Here is a 16,933-nt window from a genome sequence, read left to right as displayed (position 1 = left end):
CTGTGGAGCACCTACCTACCCAATCCCCCTGGGAGGAACCGTGCTCAACCCGAAGCTTCGCCGGCCGATCGTCGGCTTGGCGGCCGGCATCCTCATGGGCAGCGCCCTGGTCGCCGCGTCACCCGCCTCGGCAGCCCCGGCCCTGGCCGACCCGTCCTTCGCGCCGTCCGCCCTGGCCGGCCGGATCGACGCCCAGCTGGGCACCCGCGACGCCGGGTCCTACCTGGACGCCTCCGGCAAGCTGGTGGTCAACGTCACCGACGCGGCGACCGCGGCCGACGTCACCAAGGCCGGCGCCACCCCGCGCTACGTCGCCCGCAGCGGCGCCACCCTGGCCGCCGCCGACGCCAGCCTCAAGGTCAACCTCAAGACCCCGGGCACCGCGTTCGCCGTCGACCCGGTCAGCAACCAGGTCGTGGTCAGCGTCGACGAGAGCGTCACCGGCGCCAAACTGGCCGCCGTCAAGGCGACCGTCGCCAAACTGGGCGACGCCGCCCGGCTCGAAACCATCGCCGGCAGGACCAGCACCCGGATTTCCGGCGGCGACGCCATCTACACCAGCAGCGCCCGCTGCTCGCTCGGCTTCAACGTCCGCGACAGCGCCGGCACATACTACTTCCTCACCGCCGGCCACTGCACCAACATCGGCGCAACCTGGACGAACGGCTCCAGCACGCTCGGCACCCGGGCCGGCACCAGCTTCCCCGGCAACGACTTCGGCATCGTCCGCTACACCAACACGTCGGTCACCAAGAGTGGCGCCGTCGGCTCCCAGGACATCACCTCCGCCGGCACCCCCGCGGTCGGCGCCACCGTCTACCGCCGCGGCTCCACCACCGGCATCCACTCCGGCCGGGTCACCGCCCTCAACAGCACCGTCAACTACTCGGAAGGCACCGTCTCCGGCCTGATCCGCACCACCGTCTGCGCCGAACCCGGCGACAGCGGCGGCTCCCTGTACTCCGGCACCACGGCCCTCGGCCTCACCTCCGGCGGCAGCGGAAACTGCACCTCGGGCGGCGTCACCTACTTCCAGCCGGTCGTCGAGCCCCTCAGCGTCTACGGCGTCTCGGTCTACTGACCGACCCGCGGCCCCAGCCTCCGGGCTTCCGGGCCTCCGGGCCTCCGGGCCTCCGGGCCTCCGAGCCTCCGGGCCAAACGGTTTCACCTTCGAGATGCCGGCCTTCGCTCAGGAGGCCGGCCCCTCGCGGCCTTCGCGCGTCGCCCGGCGGGAAGTAAGACTGATCCCAAGTCCGACTCTCCGACGCAGGGCCGGGCGGCACGCAAGGTCCCGGCGGCGGGGTCGCGGTCAGCGATCCCGCCGCTGCCCTTTGCCGGCGTTCACCATCGGCGCTGCCCATCGCGAGCCCAGCCGAGGCGAGCCGGACTGAGGCCGGCCCAGCCGAGCTGGACCGAGCCGAATGAAGCCCGACCGAGCCCAGCCGAGCCCAGCTGGACCGAGTCGGATTGAGTCGGGCTGAACCGAACTGAGCCCCGCCGAGTCCAGTTGGACCGAGTCGGATTGAGTCGGGCTGAACCGAACTGAGCCCCGCCGAGTCCAGCTGGATCGAGCCGGATTGAGTCGGGCTGAACCGGGCTGGGTGCTGGTGGGTCAGGGTTTGACGTGGTGGTCCTCGGTGCGTTCCTCGCCGCGGCGGCGGAGGAGTTTCAGGCCGGGGAGGCCGGCGATGGCCAGGTGCAGGTCCTCGGTGACCTCGAGGAGTTTGTGCAGGTCGGGGCCGACCTGGTCGAGCTTGCTGAGCAGCGGCATGACGTCGTTGACCATGTGGTCGCGCAGGGCGGGGAGTTCGTCGACCATCCGGATGGCGGCGGTGACCTCCTCCGGGGTGAGCTCGTCGATGAAGCGGGCGGCGAGCGGTGCCGCTTTGCGCAGGGTGGGGGCGTAGTCGTCGAGGAGCTCGGTGGCGTCGGTGGCGGCCTGGCCGGCGCGGTCGACGACGGCGGCGGCGCGGGCCGCGACGGCTCCCGCGTCGCCGACGAGGCCCCGGGCGGCGGCGCTGACCGCGCCGGCCTCGGCGACGATCTCGGCGGCTGAGGTCGTCAAAGTGCCGGCTTCGATGATGATGGTGCCGGCGGCGTCGGCGGTGGCACCCGCCCGGTGGACGATGTCGCCGGCCGCCGAGGAGATCGCACCGACCTCGTCGAGGGCGAGGCTCGCCGCGGTGGTGATGGCCCGGACCTCGCCGACCGCGGTCTGCGCCGCCGTGGTGATCGCCTGGATCTCGCCGACCGCGGTGTGCGCCGTGGTGGTGATGGCCTGGATCTCGCCGACCGCGGTCTGCGCCGCCGCGGTGATCGCCTGGACCTCGGCGATGGCGGTGCGGGCGGCCGTGGTGATGTCGCGGACGTCGGCGACCGTGGTCTCGGCCGAGGTGGTCACCGTGGCGACGCGGTGCAGGAGGTCTTCGGTCCGGGCGACGGCCAGGCCGGCCCGGGTGACCAGGAGCTCTGCCTGGCCGAGGAGGCCGGCGGCGCGGACCGGGAGGCTGGCGACGGCGCCCGCGGTGGAGATGACCTGGCCGATCGCGGCCCGGGTGAGGTCGGCGGCGACCGCGGGGGCGCTGAGCGCGACGCGGGACAGGTGGACAGCTCGGGACAGCAGGGACGCCATGGGTCCATTCTGCGCCCGGCCGGCACCGCGCGCCGGTGACGGAACGTGGTGGTGCTGCGGCTCACCGTCGAAATTCGGATATCTGTGGACGATTCATAGTCGGCAGCACACCCATAATCGGTGTGGGCAGTGCATCATGGCTGGCGTGCGACGTACCCCCCATTGGATTCTGATCTTTGCCGCCGTGGTCGCCGTCGGAGGTGTGGCCGTGCTGGCCAAGGGTGTGATGGGCAGCGGGGACACCGGCGCGACGTATCTGACCGGGAGTAGCACCGGCACCGCCGCCGGGACCGGCGCCGGCAGCAGTGCGGGTGCGTCGCCGGCCGGGCCGAGCGCCGCCGAGCTGGCCAGGATCGCACGGGACAAGCAGGTCAAGGCGCTGGACGCGGCGCTGAGGAAGTATGCCGCGACCGTCCCGGAGTTCTCCGTCGCCGTGCTCGACAAGAAGACCGGTCAGCTGTACGCGTTCCGCGGCGACAAGAGCTACGAGACCGCCAGCGTCGTCAAGGTGCAGGTGCTCTCCTGCCTGCTGCTGACCGCGCAGGACGGCGGGCGGCAGCTGACCGCCTGGGAGGACTCCCGGGCGAAGAAGATGATCAGGCTCAGCGACAACAACTCCACCACCGACCTGTTCGGGCATCTCGGAAGGCAGGCCGGGGTGCAGCGGTGCGACAAGCGGATGGGGCTGACCCAGACCACCGTGAACTCCAGCTGGGGCCTGACCCGGACCACGGTGACGGATCAGGTGAAGCTGCTGTCCCAGCTGGTCGCCGACAAGAGTCCGCTGAGCGCGAAGTCCCGGGCGTACGCGCACACCCTGATGAGCACGGTGGACAAGGGCCAGCAGTGGGGAGTGCCGGCGGCAGCGCGCTCCGGTGAGCAGTTCACCGTGAAGAACGGCTGGCTGGACCGTTCCACCGAGCACGGACTGTGGATCGTCAACTCGGTGGGCCGGATCACCGGCGGGGACACCGACGTCTCGATCGCGATCCTGTCGCACGGGCACAGGACGCAGGCGGCCGGCGAGGTGGTGATCGAGAAGGCGATCAAGATGACCCGGACGTATTTGAAGTACTAGACGTCCGCCTGTTCCACCAGGTGATCGCCTGGTTGATGACGAGGATCAGGACGATCGCGGCGAGCACGCCCTGCCACGGCCGGGGGAACACCGAGCCGCCGGCCACGCCGATCGCGGCGTAGACGACCGACCACAGCGCGCAGGCCGGCAGGTTGGCGATCACGAAGGTGCGCCAGGACAGACCCGCGAAAGCGGCCGCGAGCAGCACCGGCACCCGGCCGCCCGGGATCAGCCGGGAGACCAGCAGGACCGGGACCTGGCGGTCCCGCAGCCGGTCCTTGACCGCGGCCAGATGCTCCTCGTCGCGCAGCCAGCGCAGCCGCCGGGCCAGTTGCTCGCCGCCGAACCGGCACATCGCGTACATGGCGAGGTCGCCGACGTAGGCCCCGGCGGCGCCGGCGGCCAGCACGAACACCATGGTGATCGGGTGGTGCTCGTGGAAGGCGAGGGTGGCGGCGCCGCTGACCGCGGCGCCGGTCGGCACGATCGGGATGATCGCACCGAAGCAGACCACAGCGAACAGCCAGCCGAGCGCCCCGAGAGTGGCGATCACGCGGCCGGTCCGACGGTGAGCGTCTCGCCGTGGGCCAGCACCCGCACCCGGGTGTCCGGGCAGGCGCGCGCCGCGAACTCGGCGAACCGGGTGCCGGGCTCGTCGAACATGTGCCGGCGGATCCGGCCCATCCCGATCGGCCACAGCGTGCCGTAGTGCACCGGCACCGCCCACGACGCCTTGACCCGGCGCAGCGCCTCGGCGCCGTCCCGGGCGTCCAGGTGGCCCTCCGCGCCCAGGCTGGGGCCCCAGCCGCCGACCGGGATCAGCGCCAGGTCGAGCGGGCCGAGGTCGTGCATCTGGTCGAACAGGCCGGTGTCGCCCGCGTACCACGACCGCGAAGCGCCCTCGACCACGAAGCCGACGGCCGCGGCCCGCTCCCGGGACCACGGGCCGCGCCCGCCGTCGTGCCGCGCCGCAACGGCGCGGACGCGGACCGCGCCGATCGTGACCTCGTCGCCGGGGGCCAGCTCCACGCAGCGCGCCGCGACGCCCGGGCCCAGCGTCCGTGCGGTGAACGCCGCCGCGCCGGCCGGCACCACCAGCAGCGGCTCACCGCCGACGGCCTTGAGCGAGGGCACGTGGAAGTGGTCGGCGTGCAGGTGGGAGAGCAGGATCGCGTCCGGCACGCCGGCCAGGACGGGCGCCGGGCCGGCCATCCGCCGCAGGTGGGCGAGCCGGCCGGTGAGCACCGGGTCGGTGAGCAGGGTGACCCCGGAGTCGGCGAGCCACACCGTGCTGTGCCCCCACCAGGTGACCGATGTCGTGCTCACCGGCCCACGGTACCCAGCCGCCGGGCCGCCCGTCCGCACCGGCGCGCGTCGGCCCGGACCCGCGCGCCGGTGGCCCGCGGCAGCCGACCGGTCGCCGCCGCCTCGCCGGCCGCGGCGGAGACCGCCGCGCCGGACCCGGGCCCGGCCCGATGGCGCGGCGGGCGGTGGCCGTCCGGCGGCGGGCCGTGGCGGGTCGGGCCGACCGGGGCGTACGTCAGTGGGCTCACCGGTGAAAGTGTGCCCTTCCCGGGACGGGATGAGTCCTGAGTCGCAGCTGTGACGTTGCTCCGGCAATATGGGGCCGTGACAGGACCCCGCTCGGCCGTTGTGGTGAACCCCGCCAAGGTGACCGATCTTGATCAACTGCGGCAGACGCTGCGCACCACCCTCGCCAAGGCCGGCTGGCCGGAGCCCGCGTGGTTCGAGACCACCCCCGAGGACCCCGGCCGCGGCCAGGCGAAGCGGGCCGTCGCCGAGGGCGCCGAGCTGGTCTTCGCGTGCGGCGGCGACGGCACGGTGACCGCCGTGGTGACCGCGCTGACCGGCACCGACGTGGCGCTCGCCGTGCTGCCGGCCGGCACCGGCAACCTGCTCGCCGCCAACCTGGGCCTGGGCACCGACCCGGCGACCGGGCTGCAGGTGGCGCTGGAGGGCGGCCGTCGCCGGATCGACGTCGGGGTGATCGGCGACCAGTGCTTCGTGGTGATGGCCGGGATGGGCTTCGACGCGATGATGCTGCAGGACACCTCGGAGAAGGCGAAGAAGCACATCGGCTGGCCGGCCTACCTGGTCGGGGCGGCCAAGCACCTGCTGGACCGGCCGATGCGGGTGCGGATCCGGCTGGACGGCGGCGCGCCGATGCCGCGCCGGCCGCGCACCGTGATCGTCGGCAACGTCGGTCGGCTCCAGGGCGGGGTGCGGCTGCTCAAGCGCGCGGCGCCGGACGACGGGCAGCTCGACGTCGCGATCATCAGCCCCAACAACCTGTTCCACTGGTTGCAGCTGGCCGCCGGCGTGGCCAGCCGGCGGGAGCGGGTGCCGCTGATGGAGACGTTCACCGCGAGCCGGGTGGAGATCTACAGCAACCGGGCCCAGCCCCGGCAGCTCGACGGGGATCTGATCGCCCCCGGCAAGGCCATGAAGATCTCCGTACGCCATCGGGCTCTGCTGCTCTGTGTGCCGCAACCCGACGCGGACCCGGACCTGGCCTATGACGCGGAGGCGACCGCGAAACGGGCGAAGTCGTTGTGAGCAGCACCGAGCCGGTTCCGGAGACCCGGACCATGGCCGGTGACGAGCTGTCGGCCGAGGACGCGTTCCTGGCCCTGCGCAACTACGGCGGCTGGCCGCTGCTGCGCGACGCGTTCATCCGGTTCCGGTACGGCGACGGCTTCAGTCACTCCCGCGCCTTCGCGCTGCAACTGTGCCTGGCCATCGTCCCGTTCCTGATCGCCCTCTCCGGCCTCGCCACCGACCTCGGCGCGAGGTCCGGCGGCCAGGTGGTCGCCGACACGGTGATCGCGCTGACCCCGGGTGCCAGCGAGCCGCTGGTGCGGGAGCTGCTGGCCGACGACAAGCGCACCGAGCACGCCGGCGAGCTGGCCCTGCTGCTGGGTCTGATCACCGGCCTGGTCGCGCTGACCACCGCGATGGCACAGGTGGAGCGGGGCGCCAACCGGATCTACGGGGTGGAGCGGGACCGGCCGGCCCTGCAGAAGTACACCCGGGCCACGGTGCTCGCGCTGGTCGCCGGCCTGCCCGCGCTCTTCGGCTTCCTGCTGCTGGTGGCCGGGCACGCGGCCGGCGAATCGGCCGAGCGACATTTCCATTTCGGCGGGTGGATCCACTTCGGCTGGGAGGTGGCGCGCTGGCCGGTGAGTCTGGCGCTGATCGTCTGCGCGGTCGGCGCGCTGTTCCGGCACTCGCCACGCCGCCAGCAGCCGGCCCTGTCCTGGCTGCTGTTCGGCGCGGTGGTGGCGACCGTCCTGTGGTGGGCGGCGAGCCTGTCCCTGGCCGGGTACATCCGGATCAGCGGCAGCTTCGGCGCCACCTACGGCCCGCTGACCGCGATGATGGCGCTGCTGCTCTGGGCCAACCTGACCGGCATCGCGTTCTTCGTCGGCCTGGCCTTCGCCGCCCAGCTCGAAGCCCGCCGGGTCGGGGCGAAACCGGCCCAGCCCGACCAGTGGGAGCCTGCCGGAGTTCCCGCCCAGCGCACCGACGGTGTACCGAGCGAGCCGACGGGGTAAGCACGCGTGCCGTGTCCGATGTGAAAGCGCGGCGCTTCGCCGAACGCAGTGTGCTGGGCCTGATCGCGGTGATCGTGGTCGGGCTCGGGTTCGCCTCGTTGCTGCTCCTGGTGCGGTTCCACTGGACCCCGCTGCAGAGCCTCGACCACGCGGTGGCGGACGGGCTCAACCACCAGGTGGCCGGCTCCGACGTCACGGTGAAAATCCTGCAGCAGATCTCCTCGTTCGGCGGCCGGGTCTTCATGATCTCGCTGGTCACCGTCGTGGTGGTGATGCTGCTGATCCGGCGCCAGCGGCGGCTCGCGCTGTACCTGGTGGTCACCGGGGCGGGCGCGCTGATCCTGGACCCGTCGCTGAAGACGCTGGTCGGGCGGGTGCGGCCGGTGGTGGAGTCGCCGGTGGCGCATGCGCCGGGCAACAGCTTCCCCAGTGGACACGCACTCGGCTCGATGGTCGTCTACGGGATGTTGGCGCTGGTGCTCCTGCCGGTCTTCAGGTCGTACGGCCGCTATGTCTTCCTGGGTCTGATGGGCCTGATCGTCGCGCTGATCGGTTTCAGCCGGATCGCCCTCGGGGTGCACTTCCTCTCCGACGTCCTGGCCGGCTGGATGCTCGGCATCGCCTGGATCGGCACCACCGCGTACGCGTTCCGGGTCTGGCGCCGGGAGAGCGGCCAGCGCACCGAGAACGTGCTGCAGGAGGGCCTGGAGCCGGAGGCCTCGCACAACCTGGAGATCGCCCCGGCCGAGGAGGCCGTGCTGCCGCACCCGTGGGCCAAGGGCGCCGAGATCCTCGTCGGCTGGGTGCTCACCTTCGGACTGCTGTACGGCGTGGGTTACACCGTGACGCACTGGAACCCGGGCTGGGACAACGCCTTCGACCGCTGGTTGCAGACCTTCCGCACCCCGGGCCTCGACAAGATCAGCTGGGGGTGGAGCAAGGCCGGCGACACCCACGCCATCCTGGCCGTCTCGCTGATCTTCTGCCCGATCGCGCTGGCCCTGTGGCGGCAGTGGCGGCCGGTGCTGTTCCTGGTCCTGGCCATGTTCGGCGAACTCAGCCTGTTCCTGACCAGCGCCGCCGCGGTCGGCCGGCCCCGGCCGGAGGCCGCCCAGCTGGACGGGCAGATGCCCACCTCGTCGTTCCCGTCCGGGCACATCGCGGCCACGCTCTGCCTGTGGACCGCGATCGCGATCATCGTGCTGGCCCGGGTCCGGCAGCCCTGGCGGTGGATCTTCGTGGTCCTCGCCGTGGTGATGCCGCTCGGCGTCGCCCTGTCCCGGATGTACCGCGGCGAACACCACCCGACCGACGTGTTCGGCGCGCTGCTGCTCGCCTCCGCCTGGATCAACGTGCTGTATTGGACGGTGCGGCCGAACGCCCACGCCGTGACGGCCACCGAGGCCGCCGTCGAGAACAAGCAACTGGTGGTCACCTGATGCGGATGATGACCTGGAACATCAAGACCGGTGGGGTGGACCGGGGGCACCGTTTCCGGCTGCCGGCCATCGCCGAGGTGATCGCCGCCGAGAAACCCGACATCCTCACCCTGCAGGAACTGCGCGACTTCCAGCGGGGCGGCGAACGGCGGATGCACGAACTCGCCTCGGCGGTCGGGATGACCCCGTACCTGGCGCGGTCCGGCTTCGGGATGCCGGTCGGGGTGCTCGTCCGCGACCCGCTGCGGATCACCCGCACCACCGGCGTCACCTGGCGGCTGCACCACGCCGCGGCGGTCGTCGTGGTGGCCACGCCGTCCGGCCCGCTCACCGTGATCAGCGCCCACCTCGACCCGTTCTCGCCGTACCGGCGGATGCGCGAGGCCCGCTGGCTGGCCGCCCGGCACGCCAGGTCGGCGCGGGTGCTGCTGGCCGGCGACCTCAACGGCCTCGACCCGGTCAGCGACCACACCGAGGCGCTGGCCAGCCAGCAGTCGATGTTCCGCAAACGCCACCTGTACCCGGACGGGACGGTCGACAGCCGGGCACTGGCCGCCTTCGGTGACGCCGGCCTGGTCGACCTGTGGAGCCGGGCCGGCAGCGGTGACGGGCGCACCGTGCCGACCACCGAGGGCGGCGGCCGCGAGTTCGGCGGGATGCGCCTCGACTACGTGCTCGCCACCCCCGCCGTGGCCGACGGGGCGCACGACATGCGGGTGGTCCGGGGCGGTGCCGCGGAGCACGCCTCCGACCATTATCCGGTACGCGTTGACCTCGACCTTTAGACGCGTCGATACTGTCGGGCGTGCGCTTGCCGCTGGTGCCGTCCGCCATCCTGACCGTGGTCTACCTGGTCGGGTACCTCACGCTGTCGATCGTCTACCACCGGCGGTGGGATGCCCGGCTGCGGGCCGCCCTCGGCCGGCGGCTCGGCGCCCCGGTCGGCTGGGAGTATCACGACCGGTGGCACGACCCGCTGAGCGACGCCACCTCCGCCGGATATCACGGCTGGGCGGCTCAGGGTGACGCGTCGCTGCGGCAGCGGTTCCTGGTGAACATCGCCCACCTCGCCGTGCTGGTCCTCGTCGGGGTCGGGCCGATCGCGGTGTACCTGTTGATCGCCTTCGCCGGCCTGATCCACCCGCTGGCGCTGTGGGCGGCGCTGTTCCTGTTCATCCCGATCTTCGCCCTGTTCTGGGCCGGCCGCTACCGCTGGAACCGCACCTGAGCGTAGGGGGCGAATGGCCGTGACATCGGATCCGCACGTCGTCCGGCAGTGCTGCTAGCTTGTCGATCATGATCGACCAGCTGACGGTGCCACCGCGCGTCGTCGTGACCAGCACCGTCTCCGGCCTGATGATGATGAGCTTCTTCACCCTGGCCTGGGTGTCCAACCTCTTCGCCGGGTGGGCCGCACCGGCCGCCTGGTCGGCCACGGCGATCGCCCTGGCCTGCGTGCTCTGCTTCGTCGGGCGGGCCGTCCAGCTGATCCGATCCCGCCACGCCTTCCCGGCCGAGTTGTCCGAGGAACAGCAGCGGCAACGGCGTACCAGCGGCCGGACTTTCGGGCTGCTGTTCGGCGCGGAGGCCGCGGCCATCTGGGTGGTGGTGCTCCTGCTCGGGGCCACCGGCAGGAGCGACTACGTCGTCCCGGCCATCGCCCTGATCGTCGGGCTGCACTTCTTCCCGATGGCGCGACTGTTCCGCCGCCGTGTCGATCTCTACATCGCCGCCTGGACCTGCCTGGTCGCCGTCGCCGGCCTGATCCTGACCGGCGTCACCGACCTGCCGGCGGCCCGGGTCGACGCCTGGGTGGCGGTCGGCGCCGCGGCGGCGACCGCGGCCTACGGCTGGTACATGACCGGGACGGCCGGCGACCTGCTGCGGCGGGCGGCGCGCGGATAGTCCGGACGATCCGCCACCGTCGGGGCCGGCGCACCGCCGGTCACCGGCCGGGCGCCCACCGGCTCAGGATCGGCCCGCCGAGGGTCCGGGCGCCCCAGCACATGGTCTGGCCATACCCGGCGAACACCTCATCGCGGGAATCGAAGCGACCGAGATCGGCGAGCACCGTCGCGGACAGGTCACACGACGAGCAGCCGCCCGGCGTGCTGGTCACCCCGTCCCAGTCCACGGCGGTCCGCGCCACCGCGTCGAAGAGGGTCTCCCCGCCACTGTTGGTGAAACCACCGCCGCCGGCACTCAGCTGCTCGACCGAACCGAACAACTCGGTGACCGGCACCCACCGGTCGTCGAGCCGGAACTCCGGCCAGGCCAGCAGCACCTCGGCGGGAACGAGACGGCGCAACCGGGGAAACCGCGGATACCAGAACCGCCCGTCCACCACCAGGGCCCGGCAACGGGTGGCGACACCCGACGCCCGCGCGACCGCCTCCAGCACCGCCAGCCGCTGACTGCACGATCCGCGGCCGCGGGTCAGCGTCACCGAAACCGGCTGCTGGTCGTCGACCGCGTAGACCGGGCGGACCCGGGCGGCGATCAGCGTGTGGGCGGACCGCAGCCGGTCCCACGGGTCGGTGACGGGGCCGAGGGCGGCCAGCAGTTCGGTCAGCGGCGGGCTCGGCCAGTCGAGGATCGGGGTGGCGGCGGTGCTGCCGGTGGACGGGGCGGCGGACGGGGTCCGCGTCCGCCACCAGGGAGTGAGCATCCGAGTGGTCACGCCGCATTGTCGCCGCCGCCGGCCCGGACCTGTCAACCGGAACGCCGGGATCGCCGCGACTCGGGGCCGGGCGGCGCTCAGGTGTCGGCGCCGCGGGCGTGGCGGTGCGGCGACGGTCGGGTGGCGTTCAGGTGTCGGCGCCGCGGGCGTGGCGGTGCGGCGACGGTCGGGTGGCGTTCAGGTGTCGGCGCCGCGGGCGTGGCGGTGCGGCGACGGTCGGGTGGCGTTCAGGTGTCGGCGCCGCGGGCGTGGCGGTGCGGCGACGGTCGGGTGGCGTTCAGGTGTCGGCGCCGCGGGCGTGGCGGTGCGGCGACGGTCGGGTGGCGTTCAGGCGTCGGCCGGGGCGTGGTGGTGCGACGACGGTCGGGCGGCGTGGGTGGTGTGGCCGCCCCCGACCCCCAGGTCGTAGGCGGTCTCACCGTGGATGGCCAGGTCGAGGCCGCCGTGTTCGTGGTCGGGGTCGACGCGGAAGCCGATGGTGCGGTGCAGGACGGTGGCGATCAGCCAGGTGGCGCCGAACGAGAACAGGGCGACGGTGACCGCGGCCGCGGCCTGCCGGCCGAACAGCGACAGGCCGCCGCCGAACAGCAGGCCGCGGGGGCCGCCGGTGGCCGTGGCGGTGGCCAGCAGGCCGATCAGGATGGTGCCGAGGAAGCCGCCGACGCCGTGCACGCCCGCGACGTCGAGCGAGTCGTCCAGTCCGAGGCGGTGCTTGAGGCCCACGACGTACCCGCAGAGCGCCCCGGCCGCGACGCCGATCAGCAGGGCGCAGAGCGGGTTGACCGAGCCGCAGGCCGGGGTGATCGCGACCAGGCCGGCGACCGCGCCCGAGGCCGCGCCCAGGGTGGTGGCATGGCCGTCGCGGAGGCGTTCGACGAGCAGCCAGCCGGCGATGCCGGCGGCGCCGGACGCCTGGGTGTTGAAGAAGGCCAGGCCGGCCGAGCCGTTGGCGGCGAGTGCCGAACCCGCGTTGAAGCCGAACCAGCCGAACCACAGCAGCCCGGCCCCCAGGACGACCAGCGGCATGCTGTGCGGGCGCATCGGATCGGAGCGGAAACCGAGCCGCTGACCGAGGACGATCGCCAGGGCCAGGCCCGACGCGCCGGAGTTGATCTCCACGACGGTGCCGCCGGCCAGGTCGAGGATGCGCAGGTGGGCGGCGATCCAGCCGTCCGGGGTGAAGACCCAGTGGGCGATCGGGGCGTACACCAGGGTCACCCAGACGGCCACGAACACCACCCAGGTGCTGAACTTGGCGCGGTCCGCGATGGCGCCGCTGAGCAGGGCCGCCGTGATGATCGCGAACATCATCTGGAAGGCCGCGAAGACCAGGGTGGGGGAGGAGCCACTGAGCGAGCCGGGACCGATGCCGGTCATGCCGGCCAGCGTCAGGCCACCGATCAGACCGTCGCCGGCGTCCGGCCCGAAGGCCAGCGAGTATCCGTACAGCACCCAGATGATGCTGACCACCGCCAGGCAGGCGAAGCTCATCATCAGCATGTTCAGGGTGCTCTTGATCCGCACCATGCCGCCGTAGAACAGCGCCAGGCCGGGAATCATGAGCAGCACCAGCGCGGCGCTGACCAGCAGCCAGGCGGTGTCCCCGGAGTCCAGGTGAGCGGGCATGCTTTCCTCCAGGGCGCGGCATCCTACGATCAGCGGGATACAGACTCGCCAGCCACGGTTTCGGGCCGGGACCTCATGCGTTTCCGCTGTGTTACGGACGTCATCCGGAGGAAAGTGAAGGCCTGTCGCGCGGCGTTGCGCCGTCCGGGAACGCATACTCGCTCCCATGACGATCGAGTTTCCGTCGCCGACCCGTCCGGCCGGCGGCACCGCCGAGGTCTTCACGGGCTACCTGGCGTACTTCCGCGAGACGCTCCTCGCCAAGGTCGCGGCGCTCCCCGAGGGGGAGCGCCGCGGCAGCCGGCTCCCTTCCGGTTGGTCGCCGGTCGAGCTCGTCAAACATCTGCGGTACGTCGAACTGCGGTGGATCGAGTGGGGATTCGAGGGCGTGGCCTTCGACGATCCGTGGGGTGACCGCAACGTCGACCGCTGGTACGTGTCGCCGGACGAGTCCTTCGCCGACCTGGCCGAGGCGCTGCGCGCGCAGGGCGCCCACACCGACGCGGTGATCGCGAAGACCGGCCTGTCCGCGGTCGGGCAGCCCGGCCCGCGCTGGGACGGCGCCGAGCCGCCGACCCTGGAGCGCATCCTGTTCCACCTGGTTCAGGAGTACGCCCGGCACGTCGGCCACCTGGACATCGTCGTCGAGCTCTCGGTGGGCGCCGTCGGCGAGTGACGGCGCGCTCAGGCGGTCAGATGCGCGACCACCCGGTCGCGGCCGCTGCGCTTGGCGGCGTACAGGTTGCGGTCCGCCTCGGACAGCAGCGTGGACAGCGTCCCGTGCCCGTCCGGCGAGGTGATCACGCCGATGCTGGTGGTGACGGGGAGGCTGCCGGTGATCGGTCCCCAGGCGTGCGCGCGGATCCGCAGGCGCAGGCGCTCGCAGCGGACCGCGGCCTCGTCCGCCCCGATGCCGGGGAAGACCAGCAGGAACTCCTCGCCACCCATCCGGGCGGCCAGGCCGGCGCCCGGGATGGCCTCCTCCAGCAGCTCGGCGACGTGCTGCAGGACGGTGTCGCCGGTGGCGTGCGACAGCGTGTCGTTGACCCGTTTGAAGTGGTCCAGGTCGAGGATCGCCAGCGACAGCGGGGTGTGCCGCTCGGCGGCCTCGGCGAGCAGGGCGGGAACCCGCTCGTTGACGTACCGGCGGTTGTAGAGCCCGGTGAGGGCGTCCCGCAGGGCCATCTCGCGGAAGTGCTCGCTGGCCCGGCGGGCCTCGTTCGCCTCGAAGACGGCCTGCAGGGCGCGGGCCCGGGCGTCCCGCTGCACCGACAGCAGCGCGGTCGTCTCCGCGTGGAACACCCGGTGCGCCTCGTATGCCTCGGCGAACCGGCCGGTGGCGGCGTACAGCGCGGCCTGCTCCTCGCGGATCCGGGCGCGGACCGCGGCCAGCCCGCGCTCCTCGCAGATGCGCAGGTTGTCGTCCAGGGCGGTCTGCGCCTCCGGGTAGCGGCCGGCCAGCCGGCGAGCCAGGGCCAGGGTGAGTCGGCACTCGGCGATCGCGTCACCCTCGTTGGCCGCGACCAGGTCGGCCAGGACCGGGGTGAGCAGCGCCTCCACCTCGTCGTAGTGGCCGCCCATCAGCTCGACCCGGGCCAGGGTGTCCAGCTCGCCGGCGCCGAACCGGTGGCCGGTGCGGGACTGGATGTCGTGCATCTGGGCGACCAGCGCGCGGGCGGTCGGCTCGTCGTCGTTCTCGTAGGCGCTGTAGACCATGTTGTTGAGCGCCATGATGGTCATCTCATGGTCGCCGGCGGCGATGGTCAGGGCCAGCGCCTCCCGGCAGCGGCGTTCGCCGTCGGCCCGGGAACCGGTCTCCTCCAGGGCCACCGACAGCGACATCAGGTGCTGGGCGCGGATCGTGGTGGGGAAGTCGTCGCGCAGGTGCGCGACGCACTGCACGGCGTGTTTGAGACCGTCGGCGGCGTCACCGACGAACCGGTAGAAGACCGACAGCTGCCGGTGGGCCCGGGCCAGCAGATACGGCGAATCGTGCTGTTCCGCCCAGACCCGGACGCGGTGCGCCGTCTGGCCACCCTCGCCGATCCGGCCCTCGCGCAGGTCCACCGAGGCGAGCAGCAGCTCAGCGCGGTGGTACAGCTCCTCGGCGCCGAGCTCCTCAGCCTGCCGGCGGATCACCCGGGCCGGTTCGATCACCGTCCGGAACTGCGAGTGCGGGCGGGTCTCGAGGTCCACCACGGCAGCCTCCAGGGCACCGAGTTGAGCCAACCCGGTGGGGACACAGTTCGCCGTCTCCGTCGTCACTGTCCCTACTTCCTGCTGTGGTCGCCGTGACGGTCAACACTCCGGGGCCCGGGTGGCAGGGTGGGTCCCGGACGGGTGCGATCCGGTTGCGGACTCATCGGGCCGTGCAGACCGGGGCGGAGGCGGCGAGCGCGCCACCGGCCGACTGCACGGCGACCGTGAAGCAGTAGTCGACGGCGCTGTCCAGGCTGTAGACCTCGTAGTCGACCGCGCCGGCCGGCAACCGCTGGAACTCGCCGGGCCGCTGCCCGGCCCGGCCGCCGGAGATCACCACCCGGCCCCGCGCCGAAGCCGGATAGACCCAGGTCAGCGATACGCTGTCGCCCCTGTCCCGCAGGGTCAGGTGCTCCGGCGCGCCGGGGGAGCCGGGACCGGCCGTGGTGACGGTCGGCCGGGCCGCGGCCGCCGGCCGCGCCGGCGCGGTGGTGGCGCCGTCCGCCCCCGGCAGGGTCAGGATCACCACGGCGGCGGCCGCCGCGACCCCGCCGGCCAGCACCGTCGCCAGCAGCGCGGGATGCCCGCCCCGACGGGGCCGGGCGGGGCGGGCGGTGCCGATCGGCACGGGGCGCCCGTCCGGGCCGTACTCCGGAGCCTTCCGCCCGGGCAGCGGGGGTGGCGTGTCGGCGCGGGCGTGCCGGCCGGCGGGATCACCCGGCAGGCTCAGGTCGCTCAGATAGAACGGCTGTTGATAGACCGTGCCGTTCGGGTCGGTCGCCAGGTTGTCCGGCGGCGGCTGACCGGCGTCGTCGAAGGTGTCGTCCGGGGCCGGCGGGAATCGCCGCGACCCGCTGCCGACCGCGTCCGGGTCGGGCACCGTGGGACGGCGCGGAAACGGCCGGAACCCGCCGGGGCGCAGCTCGGTGTCGTCGTCGCGCGACGGCCGGGTCATCCGTCCGCAGGTGTGCCGGCCGGAGCGTTCGCCGTCGGCCAGCGCGGCCGCCTGCAGCGCGAGCGGATGGTCCGCCGGCAGGTACTCGTGGCTGAGCCGCAGCGCGGTGGCCAGGTGGTCGCGGGAGGCGGCGTCCCGGCCGCACTCCCGCTCCATCGCGCCGAGCCGGGCCAGCATCTTGATCCCGGCCGGTGACTCCTCGCCGTACCGGCGCCGGTGGCGCCGCCAGGCGTCGGTGAGCCGGGCGCGGGCGGCGGCACAGTGCCCGGCCGCGTGCTCGGCGGTGGCCAGGTCGGCCTCGGCGGCCAGCACCCGCGGCGCGTCCGGGTCGTCGACGTGCGCCAGCTCGCCGACCAGGTCGTGATAGACCAGGGCGGCCCGGCCGTACTGCCCGATCCGGTGCAGGACGGCGGCGTGCAGGGCGGCCGCGGCGATCGTCCGCTCGTCCCGCGTGCCGTGCAACTGCTCCTCGGCGGCGTGCGCGAAGGCGGCCCAGAGCCGGGCCGACTGCGGGTCGCCGAGCGCGATCAGCACCCGGGCGAACAGCGCGGCGGCGGTGGCCAGCTCGGCGGTGGCACGGCGGGGATCGGCGTCGGCGGAGCGCAGCACCTCGGCCAGCACGGCCCGGGCGCCGGCGAGATCCCCGGCCGACGACAGGGACTGAGCCTGAGCGGTGAGTTCGGCGAGGGGAGGAGCCACGTACCTCATAGTGCTCGGATGAATACCCTAAGTACAAGTGGTGGGTCGCG

At 73.0% G+C, this 16,933-nt stretch carries 17 protein-coding genes; 9 read left to right on the top strand and 8 right to left on the bottom strand.

Going from position 1 to position 16,933, the window contains the following annotated elements; all coding sequences use genetic code 11:
- The first annotated feature begins 40 nt into the window (after positions 1-40).
- Complete coding sequence (locus ACSP50_RS33445) at positions 41-1,081, top strand: S1 family peptidase (protein WP_014693745.1); 1,041 nt, start codon at positions 41-43, stop codon at positions 1,079-1,081.
- A gap of 531 nt (positions 1,082-1,612) precedes the next feature.
- On the opposite strand, the gene ACSP50_RS33440 is transcribed toward ACSP50_RS33445, so the two are convergent.
- Positions 1,613-2,632, bottom strand: coding sequence for a hypothetical protein (locus ACSP50_RS33440; protein ID WP_014693744.1), 1,020 nt, complete (start codon positions 2,630-2,632; stop codon positions 1,613-1,615).
- Positions 2,633-2,777: 145 nt separating this feature from the next.
- Between ACSP50_RS33440 and ACSP50_RS33435 the strand changes: the two genes are divergently transcribed.
- Positions 2,778-3,710: a serine hydrolase gene (locus ACSP50_RS33435; protein ID WP_231956771.1), complete on the top strand. Its 933-nt coding sequence runs from the start codon at positions 2,778-2,780 to the stop codon at positions 3,708-3,710.
- On the opposite strand, the gene ACSP50_RS33430 is transcribed toward ACSP50_RS33435, so the two are convergent.
- Genes ACSP50_RS33430 through ACSP50_RS33420 form a run of 3 tightly spaced genes read right to left on the bottom strand, consistent with a single transcriptional unit; the run spans position 3,679 to position 5,263 of the window.
- A complete protein-coding gene (locus ACSP50_RS33430; RefSeq protein WP_014693742.1) occupies positions 3,679-4,263 on the bottom strand; it encodes a DedA family protein in 585 nt (194 codons plus the stop codon). The genes ACSP50_RS33435 and ACSP50_RS33430 overlap by 32 nt on opposite strands.
- Positions 4,260-5,036: an MBL fold metallo-hydrolase gene (locus ACSP50_RS33425; protein WP_043512691.1), complete on the bottom strand. Its 777-nt coding sequence runs from the start codon at positions 5,034-5,036 to the stop codon at positions 4,260-4,262. The genes ACSP50_RS33430 and ACSP50_RS33425 overlap by 4 nt, the downstream gene beginning before the upstream one ends.
- The gene (locus ACSP50_RS33420) at positions 5,033-5,263 is read right to left on the bottom strand and encodes a DUF1990 family protein (protein ID WP_080128115.1); all 231 of its coding nucleotides are present in this window, start codon (positions 5,261-5,263) and stop codon (positions 5,033-5,035) included. Before ACSP50_RS33420 ends, ACSP50_RS33425 begins: the two co-directional genes overlap by 4 nt.
- A gap of 76 nt (positions 5,264-5,339) precedes the next feature.
- Here ACSP50_RS33420 and ACSP50_RS33415 point away from each other — a divergent pair, with 76 nt between their 5' ends.
- The 6 genes from ACSP50_RS33415 to ACSP50_RS33390 all read left to right on the top strand — a co-directional run bounded on the left by ACSP50_RS33415 (position 5,340) and on the right by ACSP50_RS33390 (position 10,629).
- A complete protein-coding gene (locus ACSP50_RS33415) occupies positions 5,340-6,287 on the top strand; it encodes a diacylglycerol kinase family protein (RefSeq protein WP_099343924.1) in 948 nt (315 codons plus the stop codon).
- Positions 6,284-7,285 (top strand): YihY/virulence factor BrkB family protein, encoded by a 1,002-nt coding sequence (locus ACSP50_RS33410; protein WP_043512689.1) that lies wholly within the window; start codon positions 6,284-6,286, stop codon positions 7,283-7,285. The genes ACSP50_RS33415 and ACSP50_RS33410 overlap by 4 nt, the downstream gene beginning before the upstream one ends.
- An 11-nt stretch (positions 7,286-7,296) precedes the next feature.
- Complete coding sequence (locus ACSP50_RS44915; protein WP_014693738.1) at positions 7,297-8,724, top strand: phosphatase PAP2 family protein; 1,428 nt, start codon at positions 7,297-7,299, stop codon at positions 8,722-8,724.
- A complete protein-coding gene (locus ACSP50_RS42745; RefSeq protein ID WP_014693737.1) occupies positions 8,724-9,509 on the top strand; it encodes an endonuclease/exonuclease/phosphatase family protein in 786 nt (261 codons plus the stop codon). The genes ACSP50_RS44915 and ACSP50_RS42745 overlap by 1 nt, the downstream gene beginning before the upstream one ends.
- Before the next feature lie 20 nt (positions 9,510-9,529).
- On the top strand, positions 9,530-9,952 hold the full coding sequence (locus tag ACSP50_RS33395) for a hypothetical protein (RefSeq protein ID WP_014693736.1): 423 nt from the start codon (positions 9,530-9,532) through the stop codon (positions 9,950-9,952).
- A 68-nt stretch (positions 9,953-10,020) separates the two neighbouring features.
- A complete protein-coding gene (locus ACSP50_RS33390; protein WP_014693735.1) occupies positions 10,021-10,629 on the top strand; it encodes a hypothetical protein in 609 nt (202 codons plus the stop codon).
- A gap of 40 nt (positions 10,630-10,669) precedes the next feature.
- Here ACSP50_RS33390 and ACSP50_RS33385 read toward each other — a convergent pair whose 3' ends face one another.
- Both ACSP50_RS33385 and ACSP50_RS33380 read right to left on the bottom strand, forming a co-directional pair.
- A complete protein-coding gene (locus ACSP50_RS33385; RefSeq protein ID WP_043512686.1) occupies positions 10,670-11,404 on the bottom strand; it encodes a transglutaminase domain-containing protein in 735 nt (244 codons plus the stop codon).
- A 327-nt stretch (positions 11,405-11,731) separates the two neighbouring features.
- Positions 11,732-13,030 (bottom strand): ammonium transporter, encoded by a 1,299-nt coding sequence (locus ACSP50_RS33380; RefSeq protein ID WP_014693733.1) that lies wholly within the window; start codon positions 13,028-13,030, stop codon positions 11,732-11,734.
- Between the two features lie 166 nt (positions 13,031-13,196).
- Here ACSP50_RS33380 and ACSP50_RS33375 point away from each other — a divergent pair, with 166 nt between their 5' ends.
- Complete coding sequence (locus tag ACSP50_RS33375) at positions 13,197-13,706, top strand: DUF664 domain-containing protein (RefSeq protein WP_014693732.1); 510 nt, start codon at positions 13,197-13,199, stop codon at positions 13,704-13,706.
- Between the two features lie 8 nt (positions 13,707-13,714).
- Here ACSP50_RS33375 and ACSP50_RS33370 read toward each other — a convergent pair whose 3' ends face one another.
- Together ACSP50_RS33370 and ACSP50_RS33365 are read right to left on the bottom strand one after the other, a co-directional pair.
- Positions 13,715-15,295 carry a GGDEF domain-containing protein gene (locus tag ACSP50_RS33370; protein ID WP_014693731.1) on the bottom strand — a complete coding sequence of 527 codons (1,581 nt, stop codon included), beginning with the start codon at positions 15,293-15,295 and terminating at the stop codon, positions 13,715-13,717.
- A gap of 94 nt (positions 15,296-15,389) precedes the next feature.
- Complete coding sequence (locus ACSP50_RS33365) at positions 15,390-16,892, bottom strand: hypothetical protein (protein WP_014693730.1); 1,503 nt, start codon at positions 16,890-16,892, stop codon at positions 15,390-15,392.
- Positions 16,893-16,933: the final 41 nt, after the last annotated feature.

The sequence above is a fragment of the Actinoplanes sp. SE50/110 genome (assembly GCF_900119315.1).
In the GTDB taxonomy this organism is placed as follows: Bacteria; Actinomycetota; Actinomycetes; order Mycobacteriales; family Micromonosporaceae; genus Actinoplanes.
The sequence above is the reverse complement of the archived record's forward strand: the minus strand, read 5'-3'. Positions and strand labels throughout refer to the sequence as shown.

Coding starts and splice junctions, on each gene's coding strand:
- ACSP50_RS33440 (WP_014693744.1), bottom strand. CDS start 2,632: ATGGCGTCCCTGCTGTCCCGAGCTGTCCACCTGTCCCGCGTCGCGCTC.
- ACSP50_RS42745 (WP_014693737.1), top strand. CDS start 8,724: ATGCGGATGATGACCTGGAACATCAAGACCGGTGGGGTGGACCGGGGG.
- ACSP50_RS33390 (WP_014693735.1), top strand. CDS start 10,021: ATGATCGACCAGCTGACGGTGCCACCGCGCGTCGTCGTGACCAGCACC.
- ACSP50_RS33380 (WP_014693733.1), bottom strand. CDS start 13,030: ATGCCCGCTCACCTGGACTCCGGGGACACCGCCTGGCTGCTGGTCAGC.
- ACSP50_RS33375 (WP_014693732.1), top strand. CDS start 13,197: ATGACGATCGAGTTTCCGTCGCCGACCCGTCCGGCCGGCGGCACCGCC.
- ACSP50_RS33365 (WP_014693730.1), bottom strand. CDS start 16,892: ATGAGGTACGTGGCTCCTCCCCTCGCCGAACTCACCGCTCAGGCTCAG.